Here is a 12511-nt window from a genome sequence, read left to right on the forward strand (position 1 = left end):
CATCAATCGAAAGTGATGGACATCATTGTGCTGCGTACTGAGGTCACCCCCTACAACGGTCGAGACGAGCCGCTTACCGAGAGGGCGACCTCGAGGCCATCTCGTCTTTAGGGCCGAGGCTTCAGGATGCGGTGCCGTGCCGCACGACACGGCCGAAGCCTACGGGCGGAATAGTGCGTCAGCATTCCGATGCGCAATCCTTTGCTTGTCCTCGTCCCTGCTGGTCAGAAACCGCCGCGCTGCGCAATCTCTAAGAGGCGGTTCGCAGAAAGACTTTTTCAGAAGTGTCACCAGCATACGATGCAGCAACCAATTTTGAGGAAGCCTCGTGGATGAAAGCGAGGCGCCCGAAGCGAATTCGCAGTCGGCGAAAATTGTGAAGCCACGAGATCGTCCACTGCACAACCCAGCGTTTGCAAATGACACGCGGCGGCAAAGGGGTAGCGAAACTCGACACCCATGCATCGAGCGCGCGACGCGGTAGACGATTTTGCCTAGGCCGCTACCGTGGGCCTGACCGCGGCCGTTCGGCGCCAACATGTATAAGATCGTCCGTTTCAAGTTCTCTCAGGTTCCCACGGGGCCTTTGCGCCGACGCCTAGCGTCGGTCTTTTTTTGCTGACCCGCGCGCGACAAGCTGACTCGAAGTTCGATATCGCGGCTCGTCTATGAGATCGCGTGGCGAGCCGGCGCCAGAACGAGCGGCTCGTGATCCGCTACCGCGCCGAAGGCGCCGCTGATCTTGTTTCGCAGCGGCGCGGCGTGCGCAGCAATCCTCAGTTGCCGCAAACCGTGCTTGACCGGGCGCTGGGACTGATCCACGAGCACTACGCCGATTTTGGTCCGACGCTGGCGTGCGAGAAGCTGCGTGAATGCCATGGCCTCGTGCTGTCGAAGGAAACCGTGCGGCACCTGATTACGGATGCCGGCCTTTGGGTGCCGCGCAAACAACGCCCCGCCGAAGATCTACCAGCCGCGCGCCCGACGAGCCTGTTTCCGTGAGCTCGTACAAATCGACGGCAGCGATCATTACTCGTTTGAAGACCGGGGGCCCGCGTGCGCACTGCTGGTCTTTGTCGAAGACGCGACGAGCCGGCTGCTGCACTTGCACTTCGCGCCGACCGAATCGACTTTCAGATACTATGAGGGACAGCCCGCGTAAGCCCCCAGGAGTAAAACGGTTATCTGACCGTTTCCCGGAAGGAGCACGCAATGGACGCACCCGAAAGAACCCCACACGCACAGGACACCGCGGTGACCTGCAAGCTGTTTGTCGCCTTTGAATTGGGCGAAAAGGACTGGAAGCTGGCACTCGGTGATGGTATACGTGCTCCCAGCCGTTGCACGGTAGCGGCCGGCGACACCGCTTCCGTCCTGACCGCTATCGCGAAAGCCAAAGCTCGCTGTCATCTGCACGCTGACACCTTGGTGATGAGCTGCTATGAGGCGGGCCACGACGGCTTCTGGTTGCACCGTTGGCTGAGCGTACAAGGGATTGTCAATCTCGTCGTCGACTCGGCAAGTATTGAGGTGAACCGACGCTCACGACGTGCGAAGACCGACCGCCTTGACGTCGACAAGCTGCTTTCCATGCTGATGCGCTACTACGCTGGCGAACGTCGGGTCTGGGCAGTCGCGCGAGTCCCAAGCGCGCAGCAGGAAGACGAACGTCGCGTGCATCGTGAACTCGAGCGCCTCCGACACGAGCGCACCGCTCACATCAATCGGATCCGTTCGCTTCTGGTGCTGCACAACCTGCGCATAGAGCGCGTAGGCGGTCGTAACTGGGCCCGCTGGTGGGCCGAGCACGCTCAGCAGTTGCTCCCCGCCCTGCGTGCCGAGATCGAGCGTGAATTTGAGCGACTCTCACTTGTGATCCACCAAATCAAGACGCTTGAGGGAGTTCAGGAGCAGCAAGTTCGTGGCGGCGCGCAACCCTCAATTGCGGCGTTAGCGCGCCTGACCGGTGTCGGTACCGGAAGTGCATGGACGCTGCTAAAGGAGTTGTTTGGTTGGCGCAAGTTTCACAACCGTCGAGAGCTTGCCGCCTGCCTGGGCGTTGCGCCCACGCCATATAGCAGCGGGACCAGCGAAACAGAACAAGGCATCAGCAAGGCCGGCAATAGGCGCTGTCGCTGGCTCTTGGTCGAACTCGCATGGTGCTGGCTACGCCACCAGCCCGCAAGCCAACTGAGCCAATGGTTCCATAAACGATTTGCTGGCGCAGGAAAGCGTGCCCGACGTATCGGCATTGTTGCGCTCGCTCGCCGTCTCGCGATCGCGCTATGGCGGTACGCGGAACATGGCGAGATTCCGATTGGAGCAACCATCAAGGCGGACCGCAGTGTGGTTGCGACCTGAACCATCTGCGTTGACAGACGGCACGAGTCTCAAGGTTTGCGCGCCCGTGAAATAGCAGGATTGCCCGATGGGCAATCGTCTTTCAGATGGGGCGCGTCCGAACGGAGCGCTGCCCGCGTTAGCGCATGCGGTATAGGGTGACCGGCGGTGGTGCCGGCACGGATAGAAGTTAGATCGGGCATACGCCCGACATCGAGCGCTCCGAACCAAAGACTATTGACATGTTGAGCAGGAGGGAAAGAAAGCCGATAACCACTTGTTGACGCACACGAGTTATCCACCGCCTGCCGATGTCGTGTTACATGAGGAGACTCCGCCGGCAGGCGGTGGATAACTCGTGGAGTCCAAAGAGAGAATCTGGCGATCGAAACCGCTATCGAGGGGGCTTGACTTCGAATACTTCATAGAAGCTATTTCGAGGCCACGCGCGCGTATCTCCAACGCCACGGCAAGCCGGTGGCATTCTATAGCGACCGCGCGAGCGTGTTCTACGTCCACAAGCGCGAGGAGACGGCGGGCAAAGGCGTCACCCAGTTTGGTCGCGCAATGCACGAGCTAAACATTGACACATTTTGCGCCAACAGCAGCCCCGCCAAGGGACGCGTCGAACGGGCTCATCTGACGCTGCAGGATCGCCGGTGAAGGAGTTGCGCCTGCGTGACATCAGCACCATTCCAGCTGCAAACGCGTTTGCCTGCGTTTTCATGGCGGCCTATAACACACGCTTCGCAAAGCCGCCAAGAAGCACGCACGACCCACACCGGCCGCTACGCGATGACGAGAACCTCGACGCGGTTTTGACTTGGCGAGTACAGCGCAAGGTACCGGAGGACCTGACTTTGTTGAACGATCGCGTACTCTGACTACTCGATGACGCGGCAGCGAACCGCAGGCTGATCGGCCGCTACATTGACGTGTGGGAATACCCGGATGGGCGCCTCGAAATCCGCGCTGACGGCAGCGTGCTGCATGCCATGCGGTATGGCGAGCTCGCAGACATCGACCAAGGCGCGATAATCAAGAACAGGCGTCTTGGTCATTCGTTGCTTCGTTGCAGATCGCGCGAGCGCTGCAGGCGCAGCGCGATAACCGTCGGATCTCAGGCTCGCCGTCCCGCACAAACCAAGGTGCGGCGGTACGCACTCCCAAGCCCTTGCCCGGCACGAAGAAGGCGCGTGCATTTACGCGAGCCGATCTGGACCAGGCAATCATGCAGGTCGCGCAGCAGTCTAAGACGCCCTCAAGACCTGGCCAGCGTCTGCTCGCCCTCGCTGAACGGCTAGAACCCGGTCCGATCAAGGCCGTCCTTCAACACTACTTGGATTCAAACCGTCGCGAACAGAGTTAATCACACATCAAAAACACGACATCTGTATTTAGCCGGCGGTACGACATTTTAATTTTGCCGTGACACAAGCGCGGTCAAAGCTAGATTCAAAGGTCGTGGCGATTAAGCTACGAAAGCCAAAGGCGGGACAGCTCGGCGACCTGCAGCGACCTTGCAATTCAGAGAGTATGCCTCGGTTCATGGTTGAATCAAGCGAGCCGAGGCTCGTGCGACAAGGACGCCGGGAACGACGACGGCTCTCCGCTTCAGTTTCGGCGCCTCACGTCGCGTCGACAGAAGGCGAATTGCCTCCGCAGCGAGTCGGTCGACGTGCTGTCTTATTGTGGTTAGCTGATAGGTAGGCCGCCCAGCCTCTGGTATATCGTCGAAACCAACGATCGAAATATCCGAGGGAATTGAAAGACCCAGTTCGAACCGGCAGGCATCAAGTACACCAAGCGCGATTTGATCGTTTGCACAAAAGACTGCTTCAAACGGGGCTTTTGACGATGCCCCGTGCTCCAGCATCATTGCATATCCTTGATCATAGGAGAAGTCCGAATGGACGAGATGAAGGGAAATGCCGTCGCGTTCGCGCAAGCGTGCGACAAAGGCGTCGATGCGAGCGTCGCTGACCGGTGCCCCATCGGGGCCTCCAATACAGAGAAAACGACGGTGTCCCGCACCGTACAAGGCATCGGCTAGTTCATACGCGCTCGAAGCATTATCGGTCGAAACGCTGTCAACGCCTTTGAAGGACGACTGCCGGTTGACGAATACGACCGGCACTCCGTGGCGCTGGAAACTTTCGATATCGGCAATTTGCATTGATGCACACGAGATAAGGCCATCCAGCGGAAAATCGGCCGTATCGCGCAACGCATGATGAACCGACGCGTCGTCGTCGACTGCAATAAGCAACAGTTTTACGCCGTGCGCGGCCAGCTGCTCACCGATTGCGTAAAGAACGTCTGGATTGAAGCGAAGCGTGTACTTCGTGACGATCACCCCTACGACGTCTGACTGCCCGAGAATGAGCGAACGCGCGAGCGAGTTTGGCCGGTACCCAAGTTGTTCGGCAACCCTCAGCACCTGCGCCCGTGTATCAGCAGAGATCCGCGGGTCGCCTTGAAAGCATCGCGAAACGGTCGACTGGGAAACCCCCGCCGCCAGTGCGACGTCGTACGACGTCGCCCTAGGAGTGCGGGGCGATAGCGGTTTTGTCAGCGCCATATGCGAGCACTCGTCGAAGACGAGATTCTAACCTTAGTCCTCAGTCTCGTTCAAACCGCTTGCACGGCTTTGCGCACTTCATAGGGCAACAGGCGCAGCGGAGCAATATAGCCATTATGGTCTATCGGCGGCGGTCGGCGTGTGATCTTCGTCCTCGAGAACGGCTTCAATCCGTCGAACGGTTCCGCATTGCAAGCGGGCAGGCTGTTCGGACGCTCGTCGTGGGTCGGCATTTCTGATCCGGCATATGGATCGATCACGCTGGGGCGGCAATATAACAGCGTGCAGGACTTTCTGACCTATCTGCAGGCAGCATCGAACGGTGCATTGGGTCTGTACGGTAATGCCGTCTACGATCCGGACGATCTCAACAACACCTATCGGACGCAGAACTCGGTCAAGTACACGAGCCCCGTCTTCCGTGGTCTGACGGTCGAAGCAGTCTATGGGTTCTCGAATGCGCCCGGGGCGTTCGCAGGCAACCGCACGTGGAGCGCGGGCGCGGACTACGTCAACGGTCCGTTGCGGCTCGACGTCGCGTATGCGCGGCTGGATGCGCCGGCGAGCAGTCTGACCGGCGCCATTGCTTCAGATAACTACTACTCCACGACAACGTCGATCATCGCGAACGTGAAAGACAACCGCGTGTTCGGAGGCGGCGGCGCCTATACGTTTGGCGCTGCTACGGTCGCGCTCTTGTACACCGCTGCGCAATTCGATCTTCTGGCCGGCGGCAGCCTGCATTTCGCGAACTACGAAGTCAACGGCCGCTGGCTGATTACGCCGGACTGGCAGGTGGGCGCAGGGTACGTCTATACGAATCAGACCAGTTCATCGCCGAGCTATTCCAATGCACACTTTCACCAGTTGACGGTGGGGACCAACTATTTTCTGTCGAAGCGTACCGATCTCTATCTGAGTGCGGCGATGCAGCGCGCCTCGAATGCCAACGCGTGGATCGAAGGTATTGCAGCGCCATCGAGCAACGGTCACCAGATCGTCGTTACAACGGGAATTCGCAACAAGTTCTGATTCATCGTCGCGGCTGTCCGGCCGCGCTCAAATCAAGGAGCAAGTCATGCCAATCGTCAACACCAATGATGCAGAGCTTTACTACGAGATTCATGGAGAAGGCCACCCTGTTATTTTCGTGCACGGCGGCGGCGGCAATACGATGTGCTGGTTTCAGCAGGTGCCTTACTTCAGCCGCAGCTACAAGGTCATTACCGTCGATCTGCGTGGCTTCAAACGATCGCGCTGCAAATCCGAACTGACCCACCCGAAGTATTTCCCCGACGACATGCGCGCAATCATGAATGCCGAAGGCATCAACCGGGCGGCCTTCGTATGCCAGTCGCTCGGCGCGTGGGCCGGTCTTCCGCTTGCCGTACAGAGCCCTGAGCAAGTGTCTTGTCTGTTCATCACGGGCTCGCCGACGCCTGCCTGGTCTGAGGAAAATTGGCGCGTGCTCACCGAGGCAGGCGACATTTTTAATAGCGGTCGCCTAGGTGGAGGGCGTAGCGACGGGGTGGGCTGGAATCGAAGGACCATCGCCGAGCGTCCGGAACGGTTCTTCCTGTACAGCCAGATCAAGCAACTCAACGGGCCCTTCGACGCTCGCACCATGCAGGACGATTGCGTCAAGCTTCATCCGGACGACTTCGCCGGATATGCGGTGCCGACGTTCATCGGGGGTGGCTCACACGACGATTTTCTGACTCCGACCAGCCATTTGCATGTCGCGAAGTTGATTCCTGACGCGCAAAGCTACACGTTCGAGGAAGCCGGTCATTCGCCGTATTTCGAAACACCGAACGAGTTCAACCAGGTCGCGGGTGAGTTTCTCGCCCGCTTCGCGCAGTAGTGCATAGGCCCGGGCCGACCGCTTCATTGGTCGGCCCGATCGCTTCCTTGTGGGCGGGGAGTCGTGTCGCTCACGGCACGTTACAAAGGCTTCGAACGTCTACGTATTTCTTGCTTCCGATGACGGGAATTTCGTGAACGGTTCGGCAATTGAAGTCTCGGGTGGGCTCTCTTTCTAGTAGGCCTGACTGCATTCGGTCCACTTGCCGCGCTGACAAAGGGCGCACAACCGACGCTCGGGTCCGATGTCAGCAAAGCTTGAGATAACCATCGGTGGCGAATGGTCGCGCAAGCGGGTAAGGCCGAGGGGGCTTGGATTGACACGCAGTGCCGGCAATATCCCGTGTTGGCGCTGTGCGAGGTCCTTGGCGTAAGCGTTAATGGCTATCGCGCCTGGAAGCGCGGCGGCACGCCCGAGCGTCAGCGGCTGACCGATGCGCAGTTGCTCACGTTGATTCGGACGATTCACGCCGAGGTCAAAGGCGCGTACGGTTCGCCGCGCATGACCGAAGAGGTTCGCTCTCGCGGCTTCCCAGCCAGCAAGGCACGGGTAGAGCGGTTGATGAGCGCCAACGGTATTCGAGCCCGCCACAAGCGCCGTTACCGCGTAACAACCGATTCCCGGCACAAGTTGCCGGTCGCGCCGAACGTGTTGAATCGCAACTTCGCGCCGGCCGGGCCCAATCAGGTGTTCACCTCGGACATCACGTACATCTGGACCGACGAAGGTTGGCTGTACCTGGCCGTTACGCTGGACCTGTTCAACCGGGAGGTCGTGGGCTGGTCTGTCAAGCCGCGCATGAACACGGAACTCGTTATCGACGCGCTGACAATGGCATGGTTCCGCCGTCGGCCCGCGCCTGGCGCGCTGCATCACTCGGATAGGGGCAGTCAATACGCCAGCCACGACTTCCAGCGCAAGCTCAACTCGTACGGCATGCAATGCTCCATGAGCCGCAAAGGCAGTTGCTGGGATAACGCGCCGACGGAAAGCTTCTTCAACAGTCTGAAGAACGAGCGAGTGCATGGCACGAGGTACCGCACGCAACGCGAAGCCGTCGCGGACTTGTTCGAATACATCGAAGTGTTTTATAACCGCAGTCGTCGTCATTCATCGCTTGGCTTCGTGTCGCCAACCCAGTTCATGCAAGACTGGGTTGTGGCTCAGCGGACAAGGGATGCGGCTGCATAACCCGGGGCCTCTGGAAGGCGAAAAACCGAGGGAACCTTATCGCACAATGCAAGTCGCGTCACCGGCCTCAGGAGTTTCTATCCTTTCTCAAACACGTTGATCAGGCGGTTCCGGACGATCTTGACGTGCATCTGATTGTCGATAACTACGCTACGCATAAGCACCCGAAGGTCAAGGCATGGCTGGCGAAACACACGCGTTATCACATGCATTTCACGCCGACTTATTCGAGCTGGCTCAATCAAGTAGAGCGCTGGTTTGGCCTGATCACGCAGCAGGCTATCCGACGCGGATCCTTCAGAAGTGTACGCCAACTCATCACCAGCATCGAGCGCTATGTTGCACGCTACAACCAGCACAACCGTCCATTTGTCTGGACCGCAACCGCCGATTCCATACTCAAGAAAGTGGCTCGGCTATGTAGAGTTATTTCTGGGACGGAACACTAGAGAGGGACCCTTCAAATAACCTTGAGGGGCCCTCTTCTGCATCTGGGTAGGCCGTTCCAAGGCTACTGCAAAGCTGCTCCTCCGGGTGTTGCGGCGTTGCTAGCCTTCGCGCCTGCGGCGGTCGGACTTATTTCGTCCAGCGGCTTGAGGGCTTGGCTTGCGACATATGCACGAAGACCTTGCGAACTCGGATCTTATGCGTTTGTGCGCCTTTACGCCCGCGGTGCACGGCTTCCTGGACATCATTCGCGAAGGCTAACTAACCAAGCCCCTGCTGATCATCTCGCCGCTCTACCACCCGGTTCATGAGGATACACCTGGCCATTGCTTCCCAGACTCCTTATTCTTGTCCTGGCAAGGTTGATCGGACAATATAAGTTCGCTCCAAAGCCAGCACGAGCCAACCTCGTTTGGCACACACGCAGACCACTTTCAGCAGTCGCCTCATTACATTAGCCGCGCCACGGCGCCGTCGTCTCCCGGCAGACAAGTTGAATTGGAAGTACGTCGTGCGTTGGTGCCTTCATACCGCCCGCCTGAATGCGTTCGATGAGTCGTCGAGCCGCCGTGCGCGCCATCGCCTCAACGGGCTGGCGGATTGAAGTAAGACTGATCAGGGGCGAGCCTGCGAGCGGCATGTCGTCGAATCCAATTACCGAGAGTTGCGCTGGCACGTCGATTCCACGCCGCGCTGCCGCCTCGAGTACGCCCAGTGCAATCGTGTCATTGCCCGCGACGATCGCCGTGACAGGGTTCGGATCGCCCAGCATCGACAGCGCGCTCGAATAGCCGGCCTCGGTCGTGTAGTCCCCCCAGACGATCGAAGCCGCATCAGGCGGCAGACCGACCTTGAGGAGCTGTGCGAGCGCGCCTTTAGCACGGTCCCGACTGGTCGAGGTATTCGGTGGTCCCAGCACGAAGCCAATTCTTTGGTGCCCCAACTTGACAAGATGTTCCACCGCGACGCCGCCGGCATGGACGTTGTCAATCTCGACAGTATCCACGGCGACGTTTTCGACTGACCGGACCACAAGCACCGTCGGAATGCCGCGCCGCTGCATCTCGGCCACGATGGGCGAATCGAGGGTCGCGGTGGCGAAGATCAGTCCATCCAGATAGCCGTCAATGAGAGGTCGGAAGGCGAGCAGGTTATGCGGATCGTGCATCGGATCGATGAAGAGCGTGACGTGGTAGCCGAACTCCTGCAGCGTGTCGTGGATATGCGTGAGCAGCAGCGTCATGAAGCGGTTATGCAGCGCGCCCAACACTACACCGATGAGCCTTGTCTCCGACTTGCGAACGCGACGCCCCTGAGCGGGCACGCGGTAGCCGAGCTCTGATGCCACGGCGAGCACGGCATGGCGCGTTTCGCTACTGATCAGCGGGCTGCCGGCGAGCGAGCGTGACACAGTCGAAACCGACACGCCAACGCGCTGCGCTATATCTTCGAGGCGGGCCTTCGGCGCGCGAGCCTGATCTTGAATTTTTGCAGGTATTTGCATGATCGCGGCGGAAGCGTGAAAGAACCATTATAAGTGCGCTCGAGCAGTACAAATCGCTCGGGGAAAGTCGGTAGTGTTTGCACGACTTTTGCACTGCTGTTTGCATTAGTCTGGGGACCCGGGTGCAACGACGCCTTGATGTCGAGAAGGCGAGCCCGACCAACATCATTTCCTGAAAGGAACATCAGCATGGCGATTCAGTATCTCAAGCGCGGCCGCAGCCACGAAGACAGTTCGCAGGACGCCGCAAAGGTGCGCGACACCGTCACGGACATTCTCGGCGACGTCGCCGCACGGGGCGACGCAGCCGTCGTGGAGCTTTCTAAAAAATTTGATAACTGGTCGCCGGAAAGCTTCCGCTTGTCGGACGATGAGATTGCGGCGTGCGTGCGTGCTCTCTCACCAGGCCAACTCGACGACATCAAGTTTGCACAAGCACAAGTACGCAACTTCGCACAGGTGCAACGCGACGCGATCCGCGACGTCGAAGTGGAAACGCTGCCTGGCGTTGTGCTCGGCCACAAGAACCTTCCAGTGGATAGCGTGGCCTGCTACGTGCCCGGCGGCAAGTTCCCGCTCGTCGCATCGGCGCACATGGGCGTGGTGACCGCGAAGGTCGCGGGTGTACCGCGCATCGTCACGGCTTCGCCGCCGGTGCAGGGAAGGCCGAATCCGGCCGTCATCGCGGCTATGCATCTAGGTGGCGCGGACGAGATCTACACGTTCGGCGGCGTGCAGGCAGTCGCGGCCATGGCACTCGGCACGCAGACGATTGATTCGGTGTCGATGGTCGTCGGGCCGGGTAACGCATTCGTCGCTGAAGCCAAGCGGCAACTGTTCGGCCGCATCGGCATCGACCTCATCGCAGGCCCCTCCGAAACGCTCGTCATTGCCGACGACAGCGTTGATGCCGAGCTTTGCGCGACCGATCTGCTTGGGCAGGCCGAGCACGGCTTCAACACGCCTGCCATACTGCTGACCAATTCGATGCAGCTCGCGCAGGACACCATCGCCGAAGTCGAGCGGCTGCTCGCGATTCTGCCGACCGCAAACACGGCAGGCGTCTCGTGGCGCGACTTCGGCGCCGTGATCGTCACCGACACCATTGACGAGATGGTGAATGAGGCCGACCGCATCGCATCGGAGCACGTGCAGGTGATGACGCGCGACCCCGACTATTTCCTTGCGAACATGAAGAACTACGGCGCGCTCTTCCTCGGCGCGCGCACCAACGTCGCGTTCGGCGACAAGGTAATAGGCACAAACCATACGCTGCCCACGGGCAAGGCGGCGCGCTACACGGGCGGTCTGTGGGTCGGAAAGTTCATCAAGACCTGCACTTACCAGAAAGTGCTGACCGACGAGGCGAGTGCGCTTATCGGTTCATATTGCTCACGACTGTGCGCAATTGAAGGAATGATCGCCCACGGCGAGCAGGCGAACATCCGCGTGCGTCGCTATGGCCATCGCGATGTGCCGTACGCGAGCGCAGTGCCTGCCGCGGTCTAAAACCGGGAAGTGCCAAGCCGCCTGTCGGCGGTTTTCACCCTTTTTGATTCTAGTTGTTCCGGCCATTCCGACGATGCGGCTCGTGGCGCGCGATAGCGCCACGAGCCGCGTTGCATTATGAGGCGTCGACGTCGCGCAACATCGCTCGCGCTTGCTCGACGGCAGATGTCTCGTTCGGCAGGTAAGTGCAATCGAGCACCGCATTGCCGACCGTAAACATATCAGCGCCTGCCTCGCGAATCGCTCGAATGCGCTCCTGGGTGCCGACCGAACCCGACACGATCAGCCCGCCCGGCGCGACTACTTTGCGCGCCGCCTCCACGAGTTCAAGCGGATCGGCGTCGGTCGAGCGGTACGCGAGAAGGTCGACGCCTGCGCAGCCCTGGTCCATGAAGCGCTTGCAGTCGTCCACGATCTGCGGCACAGAACCTTCGAGGCGCACCGGATGGCCGACCGGGATACCAGCTGCCGGGAAGTATTGCGTCGCGGTGCCGACGAGGACCGCCTGGATTTCTTTGACATGCGTACCGCCGAGCAGGCGTTTCACGCCCAGTTGCGCGGCGAGCTCCGCTGAGCGCAGGCACTCGTTCTTCGCAGCTGACACGATTTCCATATATGACAGTGCGCCCGCGGCGTGGATTGCGTCGGCAAGTGCCTGCAACGTTCCGTATTCGACGCCGACGTCTTTGAATCCGAAATGCCGCAAGCCGAGGACCTGGAACTGCGGGAATAGTTCGAGACAGTCGGCCACGGTCTTATCGTTGCGGGTAAGGAACAGCGCGAATTCCATTGAGGCTCCGAAAGTGAAAAGACTAACTGTGCAGTTTACGCACTTAGGCGGGAATGCCCGAACGGGAAAAATCATGACCGAAAATACAAAATATGCAACGTATCGACGTACGGCGTACCCATGTTTCGGGCCAAGCGGTCGCATCTCATGGACTACGAAGCCGTTCGTTCAGACGCCGATTGTCCTTCACCGCGCGAATTGGGCTAAAGGCCTTTCTGCCCGCTTCGTTGTATCCTACCTTGTTTTTGTGACCGTTCGGGCATTTAACTTGACTATACGGAAATT

General features: G+C 59.4%; 7 protein-coding genes and 5 pseudogenes. 8 read left to right on the forward strand and 4 right to left on the reverse strand.

Annotation, left to right across the window (positions count from 1 at the left end; translation table 11 throughout):
- Window positions 1-290: 290 nt before the first annotated feature.
- Window positions 291-412, reverse strand: a pseudogene (locus tag NCS28_RS15550) (IS5/IS1182 family transposase); the annotation flags it as partial.
- A 272-nt stretch (window positions 413-684) separates the two neighbouring features.
- Between NCS28_RS15550 and NCS28_RS15555 the strand changes: the two are divergent.
- The 3 genes and pseudogenes from NCS28_RS15555 to NCS28_RS15565 all read left to right on the forward strand — a co-directional run.
- A pseudogene (locus NCS28_RS15555) lies at window positions 685-1147 on the forward strand (transposase family protein); the annotation flags it as partial.
- Window positions 1148-1212: 65 nt separating this feature from the next.
- Entirely contained in the window at window positions 1213-2361 is a 1149-nt protein-coding gene (locus NCS28_RS15560; protein WP_250514657.1) for an IS110 family RNA-guided transposase, read from the forward strand.
- A gap of 408 nt (window positions 2362-2769) precedes the next feature.
- A pseudogene (locus tag NCS28_RS15565) lies at window positions 2770-3709 on the forward strand (transposase family protein); the annotation flags it as partial.
- Between the two features lie 177 nt (window positions 3710-3886).
- Here NCS28_RS15565 and NCS28_RS15570 read toward each other — a convergent pair.
- Complete coding sequence (locus tag NCS28_RS15570) at window positions 3887-4921, reverse strand: LacI family DNA-binding transcriptional regulator (RefSeq protein ID WP_250514658.1); 1035 nt, start codon at window positions 4919-4921, stop codon at window positions 3887-3889.
- Window positions 4922-5044: 123 nt separating this feature from the next.
- Here NCS28_RS15570 and NCS28_RS15575 point away from each other — a divergent pair, with 123 nt between their 5' ends.
- The 4 genes and pseudogenes from NCS28_RS15575 to NCS28_RS15590 all read left to right on the forward strand — a co-directional run.
- Window positions 5045-5953: a porin gene (locus tag NCS28_RS15575; RefSeq protein ID WP_350029799.1), complete on the forward strand. Its 909-nt coding sequence runs from the start codon at window positions 5045-5047 to the stop codon at window positions 5951-5953.
- 46 nt (window positions 5954-5999) lie between these two features.
- On the forward strand, window positions 6000-6785 hold the full coding sequence (locus NCS28_RS15580; RefSeq protein WP_250514660.1) for an alpha/beta fold hydrolase: 786 nt from the start codon (window positions 6000-6002) through the stop codon (window positions 6783-6785).
- Between the two features lie 261 nt (window positions 6786-7046).
- Window positions 7047-7976, forward strand: a pseudogene (locus NCS28_RS15585) (IS3 family transposase); the annotation flags it as partial.
- Window positions 7976-8425, forward strand: a pseudogene (locus tag NCS28_RS15590) (IS630 family transposase); the annotation flags it as partial. The pseudogenes NCS28_RS15585 and NCS28_RS15590, both read left to right, overlap by 1 nt.
- A gap of 452 nt (window positions 8426-8877) precedes the next feature.
- Here the strand turns inward: NCS28_RS15590 and NCS28_RS15595 are convergent.
- The gene (locus NCS28_RS15595; RefSeq protein ID WP_250514661.1) at window positions 8878-9927 is read right to left on the reverse strand and encodes a LacI family DNA-binding transcriptional regulator; all 1050 of its coding nucleotides are present in this window, start codon (window positions 9925-9927) and stop codon (window positions 8878-8880) included.
- Between the two features lie 189 nt (window positions 9928-10116).
- Here NCS28_RS15595 and hisD point away from each other — a divergent pair, with 189 nt between their 5' ends.
- Window positions 10117-11436 (forward strand): histidinol dehydrogenase, encoded by a 1320-nt coding sequence (gene hisD, locus NCS28_RS15600; RefSeq protein ID WP_250514662.1) that lies wholly within the window; start codon window positions 10117-10119, stop codon window positions 11434-11436.
- Between the two features lie 115 nt (window positions 11437-11551).
- Here the strand turns inward: hisD and NCS28_RS15605 are convergent, their stop codons facing one another.
- Window positions 11552-12226, reverse strand: coding sequence for a beta/alpha barrel domain-containing protein (locus NCS28_RS15605; RefSeq protein WP_250514663.1), 675 nt, complete (start codon window positions 12224-12226; stop codon window positions 11552-11554).
- Between the last annotated feature and the right edge of the window lie 285 nt (window positions 12227-12511).

This window comes from Caballeronia sp. INDeC2 (assembly GCF_023631325.1).
GTDB lineage: Bacteria > Pseudomonadota > Gammaproteobacteria > Burkholderiales > Burkholderiaceae > Caballeronia.

Coding starts and splice junctions, on each gene's coding strand:
- NCS28_RS15560 (WP_250514657.1), top strand. CDS start 1,213: ATGGACGCACCCGAAAGAACCCCACACGCACAGGACACCGCGGTGACC.
- NCS28_RS15570 (WP_250514658.1), bottom strand. CDS start 4,921: ATGGCGCTGACAAAACCGCTATCGCCCCGCACTCCTAGGGCGACGTCG.
- NCS28_RS15580 (WP_250514660.1), top strand. CDS start 6,000: ATGCCAATCGTCAACACCAATGATGCAGAGCTTTACTACGAGATTCAT.
- NCS28_RS15595 (WP_250514661.1), bottom strand. CDS start 9,927: ATGCAAATACCTGCAAAAATTCAAGATCAGGCTCGCGCGCCGAAGGCC.
- hisD (WP_250514662.1), top strand. CDS start 10,117: ATGGCGATTCAGTATCTCAAGCGCGGCCGCAGCCACGAAGACAGTTCG.
- NCS28_RS15605 (WP_250514663.1), bottom strand. CDS start 12,226: ATGGAATTCGCGCTGTTCCTTACCCGCAACGATAAGACCGTGGCCGAC.